Raw genomic sequence first — 18,075 nt, forward strand, 5'->3', positions numbered from 1 at the left:
TTACCTCACCAACTAGCTAATGCGCCGCGGGCCCATCTGTAAGTGATAGCCGAAGCCATCTTTCATCTTAAACCCATGCGGGTTCAAGGATTATCAGGTATTAGCCCCGGTTTCCCGGAGTTATCCCAGTCTTACAGGCAGGTTGCCCACGTGTTACTCACCCGTCCGCCGCTGAATCCGGGAAGCAAGCTTCCCTTCATCCGCTCGACTTGCATGTATTAGGCACGCCGCCAGCGTTCGTCCTGAGCCAGGATCAAACTCTCCATAAGAGTTTTTGAATCTACCTTCTATATAGAAGGGATTCGTCCTTTGCACAGTTGTTTGTTTTACATGTCGATGTCTCGACATGGCACGTTTGTACGCTTGGCTTTTGTTCAGTTTTCAAAGGGCAAAAACAAAGTATGGTGGGCCTGAGTGGACTCGAACCACCGACCTCACGCTTATCAGGCGTGCGCTCTAACCGGCTGAGCTACAGGCCCCCATGGCATAAAAATGGAGCGGGTGATGGGAATCGAACCCACGACATCAGCTTGGAAGGCTGAGGTTTTACCACTAAACTACACCCGCATAAGTACAGTCTATATATATGGCGCGCCCGAGAGGAGTCGAACCCCTAACCTTTTGATCCGTAGTCAAACGCTCTATCCAATTGAGCTACGGGCGCAATGGCGCTTTTTATTCTAAAATGAGTTGGTGCGGTCGAGAGGACTTGAACCTCCACGGGATTTAACTCCCACTAGGCCCTCAACCTAGCGCGTCTGCCATTCCGCCACGACCGCAAACATCTATTCATGCAAAGTACACACGCAATTGTGCAATAACTAACATGGCTGGGCTAGCTGGATTCGAACCAGCGCATGACGGAGTCAAAGTCCGTTGCCTTACCGCTTGGCTATAGCCCAACAATAAAATGGCGGTCCCGACCGGGATCGAACCGGCGATCTCCTGCGTGACAGGCAGGCATGTTAACCGCTACACCACGGGACCTCGTGCATCACCGGCATAAAGCCGGAAAAGTAATATTTAAATGACCCGTACGGGATTCGAACCCGTGTTACCGCCGTGAAAGGGCGGTGTCTTAACCACTTGACCAACGGGCCACATCGATGGCGGAGAAGGAGGGATTTGAACCCTCGCGCCGCGTGAACGACCTACTCCCTTAGCAGGGGAGCCCCTTCAGCCACTTGGGTACTTCTCCATGGCTCCACAGGCAGGATTCGAACCTGCGACCGATCGGTTAACAGCCGATAGCTCTACCACTGAGCTACTGTGGAATATTTTGTTTTATTTCCAAGCGACGAGTAATAGTATATTATACTTATTTGTCGTTGTCAACGCTGAATTATAAATAAAACATGCGAACAAGTACCGCCTGTCCTTAGCGACTTTATAAATTTACCATAGGTCATTCATAACCGTCAACCATCCGATGCAACTTTTTTTAGTTTCCCATAACACTTTCCACAGCGATAACGCCCAGTACGGATTTGACGCTGACGCTTAAACTGAAGTCCACACGATATACATTCATACGTATGACGTGGAACAGCTGTCGGAAGAGCACGACAATGCCTTGCTCCTCCGACCTGCTGCAATAAGGTTTTAAAATCGACGTCTCGATGCTTGTATCCTTTACCTCCTAAATGCAAATGATAATGACAAAGCTCATGCTTCACAATCGCCTCAAGCTCCGGCAAGCCAAACTCAGTTACATGTTTCGGGTTGATTTCAATTGAATGATCATTTAAAACATAACGCCCTCCAGTTGTACGGAGCCGGGCATTGAAGCAAGCTCTATGCAAAAACGGCTTATGAAAAAATACCTGTGAAATGTTTTCTACATATGTTTGCAATTCTTGATCCGTCAATTTTTTCACCGCTCCTTATATGGATAAAGAAGGTGGTACATAAACAAGCTGTTTAGCATACCCTTTTACAAAACCTCCGTTAGGTCATCCCTTTACTTATTACTAAAATCCTTTGCTTTTGTTCAGCATAGGTACTCCGCTAAAAAAAACGACGAAAGGGGTGAATGAATTGCCACATTGGTTAAGAAAACAATTAAAAAAAGCCTATTTAGAAAAAAACCGCTACGAGATTAAACTTTTAAATCAATGCTGGTTTTTTATAAGAATAAATACTCCCCTTAAGGCCGCTTTTTACGATTCGATGGCGACCATTGACAGCCCGACACGGCCTTTTGCTTTATCAATCGTTTCGACCCATACCGTAACAACATCACCGACTTCTACGACATCCATCGGATGCTTCACAAAACCTTGCTTCAGCTTTGAGATATGAACTAATCCATCCTGTTTTAAACCGATATCGACAAAGGCCCCGAAATCTACGACGTTCCGAATGGTCCCTTGCATCTCCATGCCCGGCTCTAAATCCTCCAATGTCGTAATACCTTTTTTCAGCAACGGCTGCTCGATGTCATCACGCGGATCTCTTGAAGGTTTCATTAAATCATCCATAATGTCTTTTAAGGTCATTGTACCAATATTCCATTGCTTTGCCGCTTCTTCTATATTCATTTGTGCTAGATGCTCCTTGACCCGATCGCTTCCTAATTGGTCAACGCCGCACCCCGATTTTTCCAAAATGGCCTTAGCCACATGGTAGCTCTCTGGGTGAATACTTGTTCGATCCAAAGGAACGTCCCCGTCGTTAATACGTAAAAAACCGATACATTGCTCATACGTTTTCGCGCCGAGTCTTGGAACACTTTTCAGCGTATCACGTCTCTTGATCTTCCCATTCTCCTCACGATACTGAACAATGTTCTTTGCCACTGCCGGAGATAAACCTGCGACATACGACAATAAGCTCGCTGACGCCGTATTTACATTAACCCCGACTTGGTTTACAACAGTTTCTACAATAAATTCAAGTGCCTGCTGGAGCTCCTTTTGAGAGACATCGTGCTGATATTGACCAACACCAACCGATTTCGGGTCGATCTTCACTAGTTCGGCGAGTGGGTCTTGGATCCGCCGGGCAATGGATGCCGCACTGCGTTCTTCAACTTTTAGATCAGGGAATTCCTCCCTCGCCAAGGCTGATGCTGAATAAACACTTGCACCGGCCTCATTTACGATGCAATAAAGTGCTGGTGCTTTTGTTTCTTTGAGGACCTCAGAGATAAACGCTTCTGTTTCCCGCGATGCTGTTCCGTTTCCAATGGCAATAAGGTCGACATTATACTGATGAAGGACGTCTTGAATGACCTTTTTAGCCTGTTCATATTGCGCAACTGGTTTGTGCGGGAAAATGGTGCCGATGTATAATACCCTCCCTGTTTCATCAACGACCGCCAGCTTGCAGCCGGTGCGGAAGGCAGGGTCGACACTGAGCACGACTTTTCCTTTCAGAGGGGGCTGTAGCAATAGATTTCGTAGATTTTTTGCAAAGATGTCAATGGCTTGTTTCTCTGCTTTTTCACTCAATTCCTTACGAATGTCACGCTCGACAGCGGGCTGTAGCAAACGTTTATAAGCATCTTGAGCGGCTGCTTGTAAATAGGAAGTCGATGGAGCGGTTGGTCGACGCACCCACAGTTTGTATAAATATTCGAGGATGGCTTCTTGGGGTGCTGTTAAACTGACCTTGAGAACGCCTTCTTTTTCCCCTCGATTAACTGCTAACACGCGATGGGCCACAATTTTTTTAACACTTTCTTCATAATCATAATACATTCCAAACCGTTCTTTTTCATCTAGTGACTGGTCCTTTACAGATGTCTCGAGCATACCACGATCAAACGTGGTTTTGCGCACCCATTGGCGTGTTTTCGGCTCATCAGCCATCTGCTCCGCTAAAATATCCAATGCGCCTTGAATGGCTTCTTCGACAGTCGTTACTTCATCCGATAAGTAATGGACAGCCTCTTTGTCCGGCAGCTCATCCTGTTCTTCTTTGAGCCACTCCGCCAAAGGTTCAAGCCCTTTTTCCTTCGCCTTGCTCGCTCGTGTTTTCCGTTTCTGTTTATAGGGACGATAAATGTCTTCCACCGTTTGTAGCTTTTCTGCCTGATCAAGGCTTTTTTGTATTGCTTCAGTCATTTTTCCTTGTTCAGTGATGAGTCGAGCAACATCCTGCTTTCTCGTTTCCAGCTGATGAATATATTCTGCGCGATCAAGAATCTGTTGAATCTGCACTTCATCAAGCCCAGCGGTTTGCTCTTTGCGGTATCTAGCAATAAACGGAACTGTGTTTCCTTCTGCCGTGAGCGACAAGACGTTGTTCACCTGTTTTTCTCGTAACGAAAGCTCACGGGCAATTTGCTGACCATATTGTTGCTTTTCCTCAGTCGTTTTTTCACTCATTTCATCGATACATCCTTTCAGTATCGTCGTCTCTCACAACGATTCTCTCATAAAAAACGAAAAACATTCTTCTACTATTGAAACGCAAGATGATCTGCTGTGCAACAAGACTGTCTAAACTGTTTCCTTAACACCATTTTTTCCCCAGAAACACAAAAAAACTTTCAGTTATATCTGAAAGCAAAGGGTAGACAGCGTCTATGATGGTTTTATCTGCTTTTTAACGTCCGTTTAGCAACTCTTCCCGGACCTTAACCTGACTTGAGGAAACTTGGCAACCCAAGGCGCGAAGGCGAGCAATGCCAACCTTAGCTTATGAGGAGACGAGCGTAACAAGCTACGACGCGATGCGAGGTGTTGTCAACGTGCCGAGCACACTTGGCAACCTAGGGCGCAGGCAAGACATGCCTCAAATTGAGCCTTAGTTTATGAGATAACAAGCCAGAAAAGCAATTAACGGATGATAACACTTCTCAACAGACTGACTTCCAAACGGATGATAGCCTCATCGACAATGCACTTCGCAAAATGATTTACTTGGCAAGTCGACCTAAAAGAAAAGTGACATCGTCAGGCGGATCTTCTGAAATAGACGCCAGTAAAAGACGGTACGCTTCTTCAATCGATGGTGTTCTCCAACCGATTTGGCGCGGCGAGCGTAAATCTAAACCATCTGAGTGGATGAGAAACGAGCTTTCCTTCTCGCACGGGAATGTTTGGATCTTTAATGGACAATGTCGGCCTGACAAATAGCCGGATTGCGGCAGTGGATACGTTAGCTTTCCAGTGGATGAATGTACAAAAAGCCTAATGTTTCCGACCGAAATGCACGTGAGCTCTTCTCTTACAAAATCCATCTTAAAAATGGTCAGTACGGCCCCACGCATTTGTTTCATTGCCTCATTGGCTCTTCGCACAAGCCCTTCAAGGGAGTCTTGCTCATAATGCGCTTTTATTTCTGCGATGGCCACCATTGATGATTCATGCGCTTCTTTGCCACTTCCTAAACCGTCGGCTAGTGCACAGAGAAAGTACTCGTCCGTCTCTGTGAAGAAATAACTATCGCCGCAGAACTGATCATTATGCTTTGCTTTTTGAAAGGCATACACTTCCATATGGTTGAATTGTTCGTGAATCATTTTACAAACACTCCGTCGGCTCAACTCTGATCGCTTCTCGCAGCTTTTTAAGCGCACGACGCTGCAATCTTGACACGTGCATTTGCGAAATTCCTAACAAATCACCTGTTTCTTTTTGACTCATGTTTTGAAAATAGGTGCAGTTTAAGATCTCCTGTTCCCGCTCCGTGAGGACATGGAACACTTTTTGCAAAAGCAAGCGCTGATCTGTTGTCTCATAGCCATCTTCTGTGTTTCCTACGAGATCCAGCAGCGTCACTGTACTTCCTTCTGAATCTGCTTCAATTTGACTATCGACGGACAGCGCCTGATAGCTTTTCCCCATTTCCATCGTCTCTAAAATATCTTCTTCGCTGACCTCTAAGTACCCGGCAATTTCACTGACTTGAGGCGAGCGCTGCAGTTCTGTCGTAAGCTCTTCAACAGCGCGCTTAATTTTAGGACCTAATTCTTTAATGCGACGAGGAACGTGCACACTCCACGTTTTGTCACGAATAAATCGCTTAATTTCACCAATAATGGTAGGAATCGCAAAGGATTCAAAGCTTTTACCAAAGGAAGGATCATAGCGGCGAATCGATGCTAGTAGTCCGATCATACCTACCTGTACTAAATCATCGTGAATGCTTTTTCCTTTAGAATATTTCCGAGCGAGTGAGACGACGAGGTCTTCGTATTTTTCGACAATTTTTTCTTTGACAACCTCATCCTCTGGATCTTCCTGCGACAGCCTAATCCATTCATACACTTCTTGATTATTTCGATTGTGGGGCCGAGATTGGGTCGACACGCTCCTCCACCTCATCTCTTTTCAGGTATTTTGTCATTTGTACGACGACACCTGAATCACTTATTACTTCAACCGTATCCATTAAAGTATCAATTAAAAAAAGGCCTAGACCTCCCTCATTCATGTTATCGATGTTTTGCTGATCGATGTCCAATGGGCCTAGCCGCTTCTGAATCTGCTCTAAATCAAAGTGTCTTCCTGCATCCGCCACCATCATCTCAAGACGATCACTGTACACATTGAAGGTAACGCTGATTTCGCCATTCTCTTCACTTTCATATGCATGGTGCACAGCATTTGTACATGCTTCAGAAAGCGCGACTTTAATGTCTTCAATATCTTCATAGTTAAATCCGATGCGATTGGCAACTCCTGAGCCTGTTAAGCGCACAACACCAACATACTCAGGCTTTGCAGGGATCTTCATTTCTACAGAATCATGACTTCTTGTCATTTCAATCCACCCCTGATCGTGTTGTCTATATCTAACACCTCATCCAAACCTGTAATCGTAAAGAGGCGCTTTACTCTCTGGTTCATTCCGACCAGCTTCATATGACTGTTACTTTTCTTGGCAGACTTTAACGCGCCGATAAAAACACCGAGACCTGTACTATCCATATAAGATACATCTGTTAAATCAACAACAATTGTATTATTTTCTTGTTCTGTTAAAGGAAGCAAGGCTTCACGAAGGTTAGGAGCTGTATAAGCATCGACCTCACCGGAAAGACATACATTTTGGGTGTTCTGATCTACGCTTTGATCAATTGTTAAATTCAAGTCAAATTCACCTCAATCAATTTTCGAATCGTCTTTTGGCTTTTTCCCGTAACTTATGACCGTTAAACATCTCTTTGCAAAATGATCAGCGTAAAGTCATCTCTCAATTCGAATCCCTGCAGTCTCATGAGTTCATCATACACACTCTCAACAATCTCCTGAGGCGATAAATGCATATACTTACGAATGAGATCAACGATGTACTCTCTTTCAACAAACTCATCACCTGCACGGCATTCAGTCACCCCATCAGACAAAAGAACGATCATATCACCGGGAGCGACGTCAAGCTGGTATTCCTCAAATGAAGCTTGTCTTGTCACACCGAGGACGACACCCTTCGTAGAAATTTCGGCAAAACGATCTTTTTTGGCTTCATAAAAGAAACCAGGCTCATGTCCAGCTGATGAAAAGAAAAATGAGTGAACACGTGTATCATAAATACCGTATAACATTGTGACAAACATGCTTGGGTCAACATTGCGCTCGACGACTCTGTTTAAGCTTTCTAAAACAGCGCTCGGCTGCATTCTCGTTTCAGGCAAGCTGTCCATAGAATATTTGATCATCGACATGCATAAAGCCGCCGGCATTCCTTTACCAATCACATCTGCAATTGCCACACCGAGGCAATTGTTTTCATCACAAGTAAAATGATGGTAATCGCCGTTCATTTGACGAGCCGGCACACTAAGCGCGCCAATTTGCATCTCCGGCACGCTCGGAATATCAGTTTGCAGTAGTGTCGTTTGCATATTCGCAGCGACTTCCATCTCCGTTTTAAGCTCTAGCTGACGATGTCGTAAACTCTGATGCTCACGATAAGCAAAGCCATAGCTGATCATGACCTCAAGCAAAAAATCAAAGGAGACAAGCACTTCTTTCGGAAGATCTGGATAAGTCTCCTTGAGCATACTTACGTGGTAATTGACAATTTCCTCAGGAGAAATGTTTTGTTCGATAGCTCTTCTACTGAGCTCCTGACCTTTATATAACATTTGCTCATCTTGTTTTTGTAAATATTGCTTCAAAAACGATTGATAACTTTTCTGAACGATGTCACGATTGTCCAAAACTGAATATCCTCCTTATCGGAGCCACTTCTTCGCTGTGATTTCCGTACCCTTATCTTCACTGGAACTTAAATCGAACTCGTCCATGAGGCGTTTCACACCAGGCAGACCTGCTCCAAGGCCTCCAGAGGTAGAATACCCATCTTCCATGACACGACGGATATCTTTAATGCCTGGCCCATTGTCCACAGCGGAAATGACAAGTCCTCTCTTTCCAAGTTCTTCGATTGGATAGATGCATATTCGTCCTGACCCTGCGTAAAGATAGATATTTCTCGCCAACTCAGATATGGCTGTGGTAATCCTGGCCTGATCTACATTCCCAAATCCGATATCTTTTGCTACATTTCGTCCCAATTGTCTTGCGGCCACGATGTCCCATTCTTTATGTACATCTACACAGGATTGGATATTCATATTAATCCCCCAGTTCCTGCTGCAGGCGCTCTAATCCTTGTTCAAGATCCAATGCAGTCGGGACTGTCCGCATGGATATGCCAAGATCAATCAGCGTGATCGCCACAGCAGGCTGAATACCCGTTAACACGACTTTTGCACCCATTAAATTAGACATGCCCACGACATCTCCAAGCACTTTTGCGATAAATGAGTCGATCATATCTACTGACGTAAGGTCAATGACAATGCCTTTTGCACTTGTTTCATGGATTTTATTTAATAAATCCTCTTGAAATTGAAGAGCGGTCTGGTCATCTAACTCCCATTGGATCGTTATGAGCAAGTATTCATGAAGCTTCAAAATCGGAATTCTCATGATTGCCCTCCTTAATTATCTAAGCTTACCAGTTTCCTGTTCGTTATATTTAAAGCAAATTCAATGCCTTTGCGCAAAGTGCTTTTGGTTGGAAGATCGCTTAAATCAATCCCTAAATTCACAATCGTTTGAGCAATTTCAGGACGTATGCCGACAAGAATACACTTTGCCCCAATTAACCGAACAGCATCTGCCGCCTGAATAATGTGATGAGCAACCATCGTATCTACAACCGGAACGCCTGTAATATCGATGAGCACAACAGCAGAACGATGTTTAATAACGCCATCCAATAAATTTTCCATGACGAGCTTAGCGCGCTCCGTATCAATTGTGCCCACTAATGGCATCACCGTAATGTTTTCAAAGACTGGGATTAAAGGCGCCGACAGCTCCTGTAAAGCCACCTTTTGCAAAGTAACTGTATTCTCCCAAGAGCCAGAATAATGACGAACGATTTCATTCACCATTCCGTCAATCCATTGATCAATCACCTTCACGACGCTTCCAGGGTCACTCACCTCTTCTTGCTCGAATAAAATTTCCTGGGTAATTCGCCGAAACAGCTGTAAACCGCTGGTTAAATAGCTTAACGACCAGCCCATTCTGATTAAACGTTCCGAGAATTGTTTCAATGCTTCTGAAAGTATGGTCGATTCATCGCTAATATTAGAAAAATCACTTCTATAAATTCATTGTTTGTTTGCTCATAAACTTGATCAGAAATATATACAGACGGTTTTACGTCTTGTAATTGATTTAGACTGTCCGTCCATTGCTCAATAATGGTTTGTTGATGTTTTTGAATGGCTTCTACAAGATTCATTTTCATACAAACCCTTCCTTTATTAAAATTTACATTTAACACCAAATAACTTACAAAGCAATGCTAATCCTGTATTAACCACGCCAATCGTTACACAGCGAAGTTTCATACCTCTTATATTATTTCATGTTTCGTAAATGCTTGCAATTTTCACCGTCATTCCCTTTTTAAAACAAAAAAAGTTGCCAAAAAATAAGCAACTTCTTCTGACTTACGGGAGTTATGTATAAAAAATTATAGTTAGAAATCAACTAGCCCTAAACTGATTTGCAGAGCCTCATCGACATTTCTCATCATTTCGTCTCCGAGATGCGTGATCTTGTCAGTGAGACGCTGTTTATCAATTGTCCGAATCTGTTCTAGCAAAATGACCGAATCGCGTTCAAACCCATACCGTTGGGCATCAATTTCTACATGGGTTGGCAGCTTGGCCTTTTCAATCTGCGCTGTAATTGCAGCAACGATCACCGTTGGGCTAAAACGATTGCCGATATCGTTTTGGATAATTAAAACCGGTCGAACACCTCCCTGCTCTGAGCCGACGACCGGTGAAAGATCCGCAAAATAGACGTCCCCCCGTTTGACAATCAATGCGCTACACCCCGCTAACTAAGCGGTGCAGAGTGTGATCAGCTTCCTCCTCGGCAAAAAAAGCTTCTGAGGCAATATCCAGATTTATTTTTGCCATTTCCATATAACCGCGACGCATTGATTCGCGAATCTGACGCTTTTTTCTTTCACGAAGATACATTTTAGTCGCTTGATAGATCAGTTCGTTACGATTTCCGTCCTCTTGATGCACAACACCGTCCAACTCATGCAAAAGCTGCTGAGGGAGCGTAACGGTGATATTCTCTGTATCGGACATCAAAACTCCACCTCCACCATCTTAGACCAGCCATAGAGATTACGATCACTTTGCAATCCACTCATCATCTTACCATGTGATAAAGACATTGAAAAGCTAATCTCTATCCTTCCTAAGATGATAATTCGCCAACACGGGATAAAATCCTCTACATTTCTTCATAATTTTGTAGAAATGTGTTGGAAACCGTCTTCTCTCGCCCATTGATTAGAATGAAGACTGCTTTCCCGTGTTTGACCATGGGCTTATGACCATTAAATATCATTTCTTATCCCAATTATTCTCTTGTTTCTCAAAAAATACGTGGGACTCGTAAAGATAATAAGCAAGGAACTTCATAATTAATCGTATCAAGCTGCTTCGCAACGTCATCCACGGTTCTTGCCCGGTTGCCGTCATACCCTATTAACGTCACGACATCTCCGACAGAAGGTTTATTTTTCACTGAAATCATACACTGATCCATACAAACCCGCCCAACGATAGGCGCCTCTTCTCCATTAATAAGCACCGTATAACCATTCATCTTGCGTAGCCAGCCATCCGCATAGCCAATCGGTAATGTCGCAATATATTCATTCTCTGCTGCTGTATATGTTGCCCCATAACCAATCGTGTCCCCTGCGTTGACCTGCTTCACCGCTATAATCTTCGTATATAAGGATAGTGCAGGTTGGAGCGGGAAAGGCAAATGATGAGATACCCACTCTGAGGGGGACAGACCGTACATCGAGATGCCCAGCCGACATAACGCTTGAGATCGCTCTGGAGACTGCAGTCCAGCTGCGCTATTTTCAGAGTGCACAAGCAATGGGTCGATCCCTTGTAAATGAAAAAAGTGACGCGCATCAGCAAACCGCTGCCGCTGCAAACTAAGAAATGTGTCATCTTCTTCATCCGCAGTTGCAAAGTGCGTATATAACCCTTCAACGTAAAAGTAAGACTTATAGACGTTCAAGGTTGTAGCAAAATCAGCAAATTCTTCACGGTGCCGCAGCCCAATTCGCCCCATACCTGTATCTATTTTAATGTGTATGTTACATACTGGTGCATCTTCTAGCATGCCAGCAGCTTGTTTAACCCATTCTGGCTGAAAGGCGGTCAGCGCAATATGCATGACTGCTGCTGTTTTGACGTCATGAGGCCGAGTCCAGCCTAATACGAGCAATGGCGCTGTAATTCCTTTGCGTCGCAAAACGACTGCTTCGTCTAATGTAGCTACAGCAAGATGTGTCGCTCCAGCCCGTAAAGCAGCTGTAGCAACCTCCGCATCCCCATGTCCATAAGCATTGGCTTTCACGACAGCCATCACCTTTGTCGTTGAACCGAGGTGAGTAATCATATTTTTGACATTCGTTTCAATTGCCTCTAAATCAACCTCAGCCCAAGTATCTCTATAGATGGATCGTTCTCGTACATCATCCATGTCATTCTCTCCAATGTCTCTAGATATCTTTCTTGTATCTAAGTTTATGTCAGCCCTATGATGAATTCAATCATTAAAAAACCTGAGAACATTTTAGCTCTCAGGTCGAAGCGTTTATTTTCCCGCTTGTGCTTGAACAGATTTTGCAACTGTTACGAGCTCATCTTGAGATAAATCGTTGGAGGCAATGTAGAATTGGATACCTTCTGCTGACCATGAGATGGACCCTTTGTTAAGTGCTGCAATTGATGTTCCAATATTTACAGGCTCTCCTTCAGGCATAAACACAGGGCGCTCTGCTTCTAAATCAACATCAACATTTTCTTCGATTAGTGTAAATGAGCCTTCTTCACCTTTATAGCTCAAAATCTTGCGGTCCCCATCCTCTTGAGAAATGGTCTTCTCCTCGACCAAATCATACCCTAATGATTCATCGACATACATCACTGGGAAGGACGTCACCGCAGCAGCTTCTTCTGCATGACTGTCTTCTTCGTTCTCTTCTGCAACGGCTGGCATTTCCATAATTTGTGCCGCAGACTCATTTCTTTCCATATCAAAAGCATCTTCTTCAAAGGCTGGGTCAAACTCAAAGGACGCTACATCAACCTGAACGAGGACAGCGCCATTGCTATCCAGCGCCTCGACACGCGCTAAAGAAAGATCTTTGTTTAAATAAATACGCTGTGCTGGTATGGTTTGGTGAGATTTGTAGTTCGTTTTCGTTTGAAACACATATTGGCTATCAACGATTTCAAAAGAAGCTTCTGGATCCATCAAGATATCTTTAACGAGCGAACCGTATAAATATGGCTGACTGCTATTTTCAGGCCAGTCGCTCTGAAATTTAAACTTTTTATTCAGTGCTGGTGTTAAAACGAATACCCCTTCTTCATTTCGCAAAATAATTTGACTAGGCTCATCTTCACCACGGCTAAGAAAAACACGATAGAAATCGGGTTGCTTGTACCATACATCTACGTCATAGCTTTGAGGCTCCTCACCTGCTTGAACAGTCATTGTTGCCTCTGCTTTATACCCTTCCATCGTCTCTAATTTATTCTCGAGATCCGCCATGACGTCTTCTTGACTTTTGTCACCACACGCCGCCAACAATAAAATGAAGAACAACATGGTGATGCTGAAAAACGATCTTTTCAATGTTTTCAACCCCTCTGTCTTCAATTCGACGACAAAGGAGAGAACAACTAAATTGATTTCTGATTTTCAACAGTACAAAGTACGCTGGACAGCGTATTAATTACATCTGTGGCGACCACTCCGATCATTGAATGCCCACGATCGACCAGTGTATCTGCTGCTTTTCCGTGCAAATACACCGCATTGCACAATGCGTCGTCAATATGGTCATGGACCATGAGTAAAGCTGTCACCAGGCCAGTCAGTACATCCCCGGTTCCCCCTTTAGCCAGCGCAGCATTGCCTGTGGAATTGACAAATTGTCTGCCCTCGGGAGTAGTAATCAAGGTGTGAGGCCCTTTGAGCACGAGATAGATACGGTGCATTTTTGCAAAGTCTCGTGATACACGAAACCGGTCCGCTTGAACCTCCTTGATGGATAGACCACACAACCGGGCCATTTCTCCCGGATGAGGCGTCAATATGGTAGGCCATGTCCGATGCTTTAAGTCCTCCAAATGTCGGCTGAGGTGATAAAGCGCATCTGCATCCATCACAAGGGGCGCTTTTGTTCGTCTCATGAGTTGCTCCACAAGCCTGGCTGACCCTTGTTGCCGTCCGACTCCAGGACCAACGGCAATTGCATCAAACGGGGTGACATCGGGAAGCACTCCGGAAAAGCTACCGGCAAAGTCTTCTTGACATTGCAGATATGTCGCTTCGGTCAGAGCTTGGGTCACCATCGATACAAGTGATTTTGGTAATGCGAGCGTTGTGAGCCCTGCCCCTCCTCGCAGAGCAGCTTTTCCGGCAAGAACTGCTGCGCCCGGCATCTCTGGTGATCCGGCGAATAGACAAGCCTTTCCAGAGGTGCCTTTATGAGCATCATCGGGCTTCTGCGGGAAAGTCCTTAAAACATCCCGCCACTCCCAGAGCTGAAGCGCACTGTCTGTGACGTCAAAAGCTTTCTTCGGAATGCCGATATCTAATACATGTAGTTTGCCGTAAAAGGGCGTCCACTGTGGCTCGAAGGCTGATTGCTTCGGTGCATGCAAGGTGAAAGTCTCATCAGCCTTAAATACAGGGCCTTCATGGAGCGCGTGGGCTACACCACTAGGTATGTCGACAGCAATCCGCCGCCCCTGCGCCTGATTTGCCCTCTTGATGAGCTCATCACAGGGAGGTCTCGGAGCTCCTTTTGCCCCAAGCCCCAGCATCGCATCAACCACGACCTCAGCTTGTTCGATAGCTAAAAAGAGCGGTTCCGGCTCCTGGGCAGAGTATACGTCATACGCATGTCCCGCCTTAATGTAAGCATGTAAATGCTTTTGCGCAGTTTGACTCAAATCCTCAGGCGGGTGCAACAGCCAGAGAGCCACCTCTCGGTTACACTCAGCTAAGAAACGGGCTGCCGCAATGGCATCTCCACCGTTATTGCCTTTACCCGCGAGAAGCAACACGCTTCCTTTTTCCACCTCAAGCTCTTTCCCAAGAGCCCTCCCTGCATTCTCCATAAGGAGGACTTCTGGTAAACTAGCAGCTTCCATAGTCCAGCGATCTACCTTGTACATGTCTTGAGCTGTGACGATCTTCAAAACGGTTCCCTCCTGACCGCAATATATCCTATGATAGGGGTTGTCACATTATGCAGACGAGCTCTTTAACAACACGCTTACGTTCCGTCTATGACACTTGAAACGATTGATGATGATTGCCTAACTAAAAAGGCTTATTCTTCTATAATCACTTGAACACATGCCACTTGCTCGCTATGTGTCACAGAGATATGTACACGCCGCTCTTCTTTGTTCGCACGCAGTACTGGTGCACCTGATGGACTTTTTAACACCTCAATATCTTGAAATCCGCAAGCAGCCCCTAATCCAGTTCCTATCGCTTTTGCATAGGCTTCTTTTGCTGCAAAGCGTCCCGCAAGGTATTCAATTGCTCGGCGTCCAGACAATCGAGCGAATTCCTTCTGTTCCGCCGGTGTTAAAATACGGGTTGCAAATGAGGGTTTATCACGGTAAAACCGCTCTATCCGCGCCAGCTCTACAATATCTAAGCCAATCCCTACAATCATCTCGCTTGCCCCCTTCATGATACGACTTTTCTTTCTTGGAGCTATAAAGATATGATACACTTACTTTAATTTAGCGTTGACGGAGTTAAAGAGGAGTTTTGCTTATGTTCATACGAACCGAAAGCTTTAAAGAGTTCAGACGATCATTTCCAATTATCACTATACTTGTAGCCGTGCAGCTGATCATTGCTCTTTATATGCAGCTCGGCCTTCCCTATTCGGCGATTTTAATGTACCAAGGGGTTGGCTTCAACTATTTAATTGCTGAAGGCGAGTATTGGAGACTGATTACACCTATTTTTCTTCATGCCGGGATTGCCCACGTCATTTTCAACTGTTTCTCTCTCGTTTTATTCGGCCCAGCCTTAGAAAACATTTTAGGACGCGTGCGCTTTCTCATATTGTTTTTTGGATCAGGTATTCTTGCCAACATCATCACGTTCTTTATCGGTCCGGAGACATTAAGTCATGTCGGGTCATCAGGTGCCGTCTATGGGCTTTTTGGCATCTACGTATATATGATCTTTAATCGAAAAGATTTAATTGATCGTATGAATGCACAAATTATCATTATTATTCTTGTGATTGGCATTATCATGAGTGTGTTTAATACGAATGTCAACATTTACGGGCATTTGTTTGGGTTTGTCAGTGGTGCTGCTCTTGCACCATTACTGCTCGCAAAGCGGCGAAGCCCTCGGCTGTAAGACAATCTGCTTTCTTCACTTATTTTTACCATAAGTAAAGCCACTAGCCTTGTGAAGCGTAATATTCACAAACTGGCTAGTGGCTTTTTTATATTTTTTATTGATGCTCTTCTCCTAATGGCTGAGCAATCAGTACCGGGCACTCTTTTGAGAACCAGTCATATTGACTTTCCGCCACATCGATCTCCATATCTTTGACTTGAAACGTTTTCCCGCCGCTTCCGGCCATAATTGAAAAAGAAAGATGGGCGAGACGGGCTTTCCGCTGTAAAAGCGTCCGTTTGATTTCATATGTTTGCATATGTTGCTTTTTGACAATCACCGTATGCTTACTCCAATTGTGATAACGAAAAAGGAGATGCTTTTCGGTTGTTCGTACCGCTGCGACTTGGTGTTCACGAAAGCCAAAGACGAGCGTTCCGGCGACAACAAGCCATGCCAATAGTCCAAATGGATAAAGGACGGCACTCAAGGTCGCAGCGACAATGACCCATATCCAGCTGGCGCGAATGAGATAGCGAATTCGAGCACGCTTTGGACTGCGCGTCCATGAATCTTCTGCGACAATGTAATCTGGAAGCATTCGCTCGAGGACTTCGGGGACCTCACTCACCGGAAGGAGAGGTGCAATAATTGTTGAAAAGCCCGTCTCTTCCTTAGCGCTCCCAGCGCTTTCTACATAAACCGTCGCGACACCAAGCCACTGTCTAATCAAATTTTGTTGAACTCGTACGGCTTGAATTTTACTTAAGTCGATTGTCCGTTGTCGTTTATTCAAAAGCCCACGAGAAATTTTAATTTGTTCACTCGTTTTACTTAAGGTAAAGCGAGCATATTTTAGCAACGTTACAATCATCGCAACGAGATAAAGCACGATCAGAAGTATGAAAGCAAACACACCAATGAGCACGAAGCCTAAGCTTAACACATACTCAAACGCTTGATCTGCCACCGTTGAGCTCAGCATCTCGTCAAATTGGGAAAGAAAAACGAAAATACCTGAGACAACAACACCTACTCCGCCTGACGTCGCTGCCATCAGCCACATCATCTTCCTTGACATATACCAGCGCGCTTCTGATGATGACACATCATTACCTGCTGACTCAAACAGCGCATCAGCACTTCGGTCACCTGTCTTATTGGGTGCTAATAGCTGTTGCAGCAGCTCCGCCTCATTTTTAGAAATCGCACTCAGCACAGCCTCTGCTTCATCTTTTCCCCCTGCTGTTTCAATTTGCAGCTTCACGAGATTAAACCACTGATGGAGAATATTTTGGGAGATATCAAGGCTATGAATTTTCTCTCTTGAAATATAGCGATTTTTTCGTATGATGAGCCCTTGTGTAATGTGGAGCTGTGCATCTTCTACTGCATAGGTGAACCGCCACCATCCAATGACGCTCGTTAACAGACCGATGACGACAACTGCCAAGACCCCCCATAATACCCATATGCTCTGGCCAAAAAGAATGACAGCGATGAAGGGGAATAGCATTTCGCGAACCCCTTTTAATAACGAGAAAAGAATGTGTAATGGGTGCAGCCGTTTCCTACTCATCTACATCCACCCGCCGGGCAAGCCTCGCAATTTGGTCGCGCAAAGCTTCTGCCTCTTCCTGTTCCAGCGCTGGAATTTCATGTGTCGTGGCGGCCGTCGATACCGTAACGGTTGCCAGCTTATATTTTTTTAAAAATGGACCTTGTATCGTATCAACGTGCTGAACCTTGGTCATTGGAATCAGCGTCCGCTTAGTAATTATAACACCCTTCATGAGCTCAACCTCCTCCTCCCGCACTTCATAACGCCACCGTCTCCATACAAGCGTGGGCATGACAGCGATCGATATTACACCAAATATGACGAGAAGGCCAATCGCCGTATAAGCGATCCAAAGCGGCCATGATTGCCAAATTGTCCAACCCGTAATCAGTCCAACCACGACCCCTCCGATGATCGTAGTGATTGCGGCGGTTAAACGCCAAACCTTTAACGCATCCCTTGCAATACGTTGCCTAGGCAAAGTTCGCATCGTCTCGTTCTCCTTTCGAGTGACACTTTCACTCTAAAAACTCTATTCCTTTTATAACATACCTGATCATGAACCAAAAGGTTTCACAAATCGCTGCCAAA

The 18,075-nt window shown here is 44.9% G+C and carries 18 protein-coding genes, 9 tRNA genes, 1 rRNA gene and 2 pseudogenes; 2 read left to right on the forward strand and 28 right to left on the reverse strand.

Going from position 1 to position 18,075, the window contains the following annotated elements; translation table 11 throughout:
• The 11 genes from G4V62_RS15230 to G4V62_RS15280 all read right to left on the reverse strand — a co-directional run.
• A 16S ribosomal RNA gene (locus tag G4V62_RS15230) occupies nucleotides 1-269 on the reverse strand; the annotation flags it as partial.
• 133 nt (nucleotides 270-402) lie between these two features.
• Nucleotides 403-479, reverse strand: a tRNA-Ile gene (locus G4V62_RS15235).
• A gap of 14 nt (nucleotides 480-493) precedes the next feature.
• Nucleotides 494-567 (reverse strand) — tRNA-Gly (locus tag G4V62_RS15240).
• Between the two features lie 20 nt (nucleotides 568-587).
• Nucleotides 588-664: transfer RNA gene (locus tag G4V62_RS15245), tRNA-Arg, on the reverse strand.
• Between the two features lie 27 nt (nucleotides 665-691).
• Nucleotides 692-779, reverse strand: a tRNA-Leu gene (locus G4V62_RS15250).
• 48 nt (nucleotides 780-827) lie between these two features.
• Nucleotides 828-902: transfer RNA gene (locus G4V62_RS15255), tRNA-Gln, on the reverse strand.
• Nucleotides 903-911: 9 nt separating this feature from the next.
• Nucleotides 912-987: transfer RNA gene (locus G4V62_RS15260), tRNA-Asp, on the reverse strand.
• A gap of 41 nt (nucleotides 988-1,028) precedes the next feature.
• A tRNA-Glu gene (locus G4V62_RS15265) sits at nucleotides 1,029-1,100 on the reverse strand.
• 7 nt (nucleotides 1,101-1,107) lie between these two features.
• Nucleotides 1,108-1,198, reverse strand: a tRNA-Ser gene (locus G4V62_RS15270).
• A 1-nt stretch (nucleotide 1,199) separates the two neighbouring features.
• Nucleotides 1,200-1,274 (reverse strand) — tRNA-Asn (locus tag G4V62_RS15275).
• Between the two features lie 144 nt (nucleotides 1,275-1,418).
• On the reverse strand, nucleotides 1,419-1,868 hold the full coding sequence (locus G4V62_RS15280; RefSeq protein ID WP_165203740.1) for a SprT family protein: 450 nt from the start codon (nucleotides 1,866-1,868) through the stop codon (nucleotides 1,419-1,421).
• A gap of 169 nt (nucleotides 1,869-2,037) precedes the next feature.
• Here G4V62_RS15280 and cmpA point away from each other — a divergent pair.
• Nucleotides 2,038-2,133, forward strand: a pseudogene (cmpA, locus tag G4V62_RS15285) (cortex morphogenetic protein CmpA); the annotation flags it as partial.
• Between the two features lie 26 nt (nucleotides 2,134-2,159).
• Here the strand turns inward: cmpA and G4V62_RS15290 are convergent.
• The 15 genes and pseudogenes from G4V62_RS15290 to acpS all read right to left on the reverse strand — a co-directional run bounded on the left by G4V62_RS15290 (nucleotide 2,160) and on the right by acpS (nucleotide 15,234).
• Nucleotides 2,160-4,331 carry a Tex family protein gene (locus tag G4V62_RS15290; protein ID WP_165203689.1) on the reverse strand — a complete coding sequence of 724 codons (2,172 nt, stop codon included), beginning with the start codon at nucleotides 4,329-4,331 and terminating at the stop codon, nucleotides 2,160-2,162.
• A gap of 533 nt (nucleotides 4,332-4,864) precedes the next feature.
• Nucleotides 4,865-5,470: a PP2C family serine/threonine-protein phosphatase gene (locus tag G4V62_RS15295; RefSeq protein ID WP_165203691.1), complete on the reverse strand. Its 606-nt coding sequence runs from the start codon at nucleotides 5,468-5,470 to the stop codon at nucleotides 4,865-4,867.
• 1 nt (nucleotide 5,471) lies between these two features.
• Nucleotides 5,472-6,260: an RNA polymerase sigma factor SigB gene (gene sigB / locus G4V62_RS15300; protein ID WP_165203693.1), complete on the reverse strand. Its 789-nt coding sequence runs from the start codon at nucleotides 6,258-6,260 to the stop codon at nucleotides 5,472-5,474.
• Entirely contained in the window at nucleotides 6,226-6,714 is a 489-nt protein-coding gene (gene rsbW, locus G4V62_RS15305) for an anti-sigma B factor RsbW (protein WP_165203695.1), read from the reverse strand. The genes sigB and rsbW overlap by 35 nt, the downstream gene beginning before the upstream one ends.
• A complete protein-coding gene (locus tag G4V62_RS15310) occupies nucleotides 6,711-7,043 on the reverse strand; it encodes an STAS domain-containing protein (RefSeq protein ID WP_165203697.1) in 333 nt (110 codons plus the stop codon). Before G4V62_RS15310 ends, rsbW begins: the two co-directional genes overlap by 4 nt.
• Before the next feature lie 62 nt (nucleotides 7,044-7,105).
• Nucleotides 7,106-8,116, reverse strand: coding sequence for a PP2C family protein-serine/threonine phosphatase (locus G4V62_RS15315; protein ID WP_165203699.1), 1,011 nt, complete (start codon nucleotides 8,114-8,116; stop codon nucleotides 7,106-7,108).
• Nucleotides 8,117-8,131: 15 nt separating this feature from the next.
• Nucleotides 8,132-8,533 (reverse strand): anti-sigma regulatory factor, encoded by a 402-nt coding sequence (locus G4V62_RS15320; protein WP_165203701.1) that lies wholly within the window; start codon nucleotides 8,531-8,533, stop codon nucleotides 8,132-8,134.
• 1 nt (nucleotide 8,534) lies between these two features.
• A complete protein-coding gene (rsbS, locus tag G4V62_RS15325; RefSeq protein ID WP_165203703.1) occupies nucleotides 8,535-8,891 on the reverse strand; it encodes an STAS domain-containing protein in 357 nt (118 codons plus the stop codon).
• An 11-nt stretch (nucleotides 8,892-8,902) separates the two neighbouring features.
• Nucleotides 8,903-9,723: pseudogene (rsbRA, locus tag G4V62_RS15330) on the reverse strand (RsbT co-antagonist protein RsbRA).
• Between the two features lie 234 nt (nucleotides 9,724-9,957).
• Entirely contained in the window at nucleotides 9,958-10,308 is a 351-nt protein-coding gene (locus G4V62_RS15335) for a type II toxin-antitoxin system PemK/MazF family toxin (protein WP_165203705.1), read from the reverse strand.
• Between the two features lie 4 nt (nucleotides 10,309-10,312).
• On the reverse strand, nucleotides 10,313-10,585 hold the full coding sequence (locus G4V62_RS15340) for a CopG family ribbon-helix-helix protein (RefSeq protein ID WP_165203707.1): 273 nt from the start codon (nucleotides 10,583-10,585) through the stop codon (nucleotides 10,313-10,315).
• A gap of 292 nt (nucleotides 10,586-10,877) precedes the next feature.
• Entirely contained in the window at nucleotides 10,878-12,011 is a 1,134-nt protein-coding gene (alr, locus tag G4V62_RS15345; protein WP_165203709.1) for an alanine racemase, read from the reverse strand.
• 114 nt (nucleotides 12,012-12,125) lie between these two features.
• A complete protein-coding gene (locus tag G4V62_RS15350) occupies nucleotides 12,126-13,172 on the reverse strand; it encodes a LolA family protein (RefSeq protein ID WP_246218466.1) in 1,047 nt (348 codons plus the stop codon).
• Between the two features lie 47 nt (nucleotides 13,173-13,219).
• Nucleotides 13,220-14,746: an NAD(P)H-hydrate dehydratase gene (locus G4V62_RS15355; protein WP_165203711.1), complete on the reverse strand. Its 1,527-nt coding sequence runs from the start codon at nucleotides 14,744-14,746 to the stop codon at nucleotides 13,220-13,222.
• A 134-nt stretch (nucleotides 14,747-14,880) separates the two neighbouring features.
• Nucleotides 14,881-15,234 (reverse strand): holo-ACP synthase, encoded by a 354-nt coding sequence (gene acpS, locus G4V62_RS15360; RefSeq protein WP_165203713.1) that lies wholly within the window; start codon nucleotides 15,232-15,234, stop codon nucleotides 14,881-14,883.
• 104 nt (nucleotides 15,235-15,338) lie between these two features.
• Here acpS and G4V62_RS15365 point away from each other — a divergent pair, with 104 nt between their 5' ends.
• On the forward strand, nucleotides 15,339-15,941 hold the full coding sequence (locus G4V62_RS15365; RefSeq protein ID WP_165203715.1) for a rhomboid family intramembrane serine protease: 603 nt from the start codon (nucleotides 15,339-15,341) through the stop codon (nucleotides 15,939-15,941).
• Between the two features lie 97 nt (nucleotides 15,942-16,038).
• On the opposite strand, the gene G4V62_RS15370 is transcribed toward G4V62_RS15365, so the two are convergent.
• On the reverse strand, nucleotides 16,039-17,502 hold the full coding sequence (locus G4V62_RS15370; protein ID WP_165203717.1) for a PH domain-containing protein: 1,464 nt from the start codon (nucleotides 17,500-17,502) through the stop codon (nucleotides 16,039-16,041).
• On the reverse strand, nucleotides 17,495-17,974 hold the full coding sequence (locus G4V62_RS15375; protein WP_165203720.1) for a PH domain-containing protein: 480 nt from the start codon (nucleotides 17,972-17,974) through the stop codon (nucleotides 17,495-17,497). The genes G4V62_RS15370 and G4V62_RS15375 overlap by 8 nt, the downstream gene beginning before the upstream one ends.
• Between the last annotated feature and the right edge of the window lie 101 nt (nucleotides 17,975-18,075).

The sequence above is a fragment of the Litoribacterium kuwaitense genome, from assembly GCF_011058155.1.
GTDB lineage: Bacteria > Bacillota > Bacilli > Bacillales > DSM-28697 > Litoribacterium > Litoribacterium kuwaitense.

What these genes read in the sequence shown, in the direction of transcription:
- rsbS (WP_165203703.1), bottom strand. Translation starts at nt 8,891, where the DNA reads ATGAGAATTCCGATTTTGAAGCTTCATGAATACTTGCTCATAACGATC.
- acpS (WP_165203713.1), bottom strand. Translation starts at nt 15,234, where the DNA reads ATGATTGTAGGGATTGGCTTAGATATTGTAGAGCTGGCGCGGATAGAG.
- G4V62_RS15365 (WP_165203715.1), top strand. Translation starts at nt 15,339, where the DNA reads ATGTTCATACGAACCGAAAGCTTTAAAGAGTTCAGACGATCATTTCCA.
- G4V62_RS15370 (WP_165203717.1), bottom strand. Translation starts at nt 17,502, where the DNA reads ATGAGTAGGAAACGGCTGCACCCATTACACATTCTTTTCTCGTTATTA.
- G4V62_RS15295 (WP_165203691.1), bottom strand. Translation starts at nt 5,470, where the DNA reads ATGATTCACGAACAATTCAACCATATGGAAGTGTATGCCTTTCAAAAA.
- alr (WP_165203709.1), bottom strand. Translation starts at nt 12,011, where the DNA reads ATGGATGATGTACGAGAACGATCCATCTATAGAGATACTTGGGCTGAG.
- rsbW (WP_165203695.1), bottom strand. Translation starts at nt 6,714, where the DNA reads ATGACAAGAAGTCATGATTCTGTAGAAATGAAGATCCCTGCAAAGCCT.
- G4V62_RS15290 (WP_165203689.1), bottom strand. Translation starts at nt 4,331, where the DNA reads ATGAGTGAAAAAACGACTGAGGAAAAGCAACAATATGGTCAGCAAATT.
- G4V62_RS15320 (WP_165203701.1), bottom strand. Translation starts at nt 8,533, where the DNA reads ATGAATATCCAATCCTGTGTAGATGTACATAAAGAATGGGACATCGTG.
- G4V62_RS15340 (WP_165203707.1), bottom strand. Translation starts at nt 10,585, where the DNA reads ATGTCCGATACAGAGAATATCACCGTTACGCTCCCTCAGCAGCTTTTG.
- G4V62_RS15375 (WP_165203720.1), bottom strand. Translation starts at nt 17,974, where the DNA reads ATGCGAACTTTGCCTAGGCAACGTATTGCAAGGGATGCGTTAAAGGTT.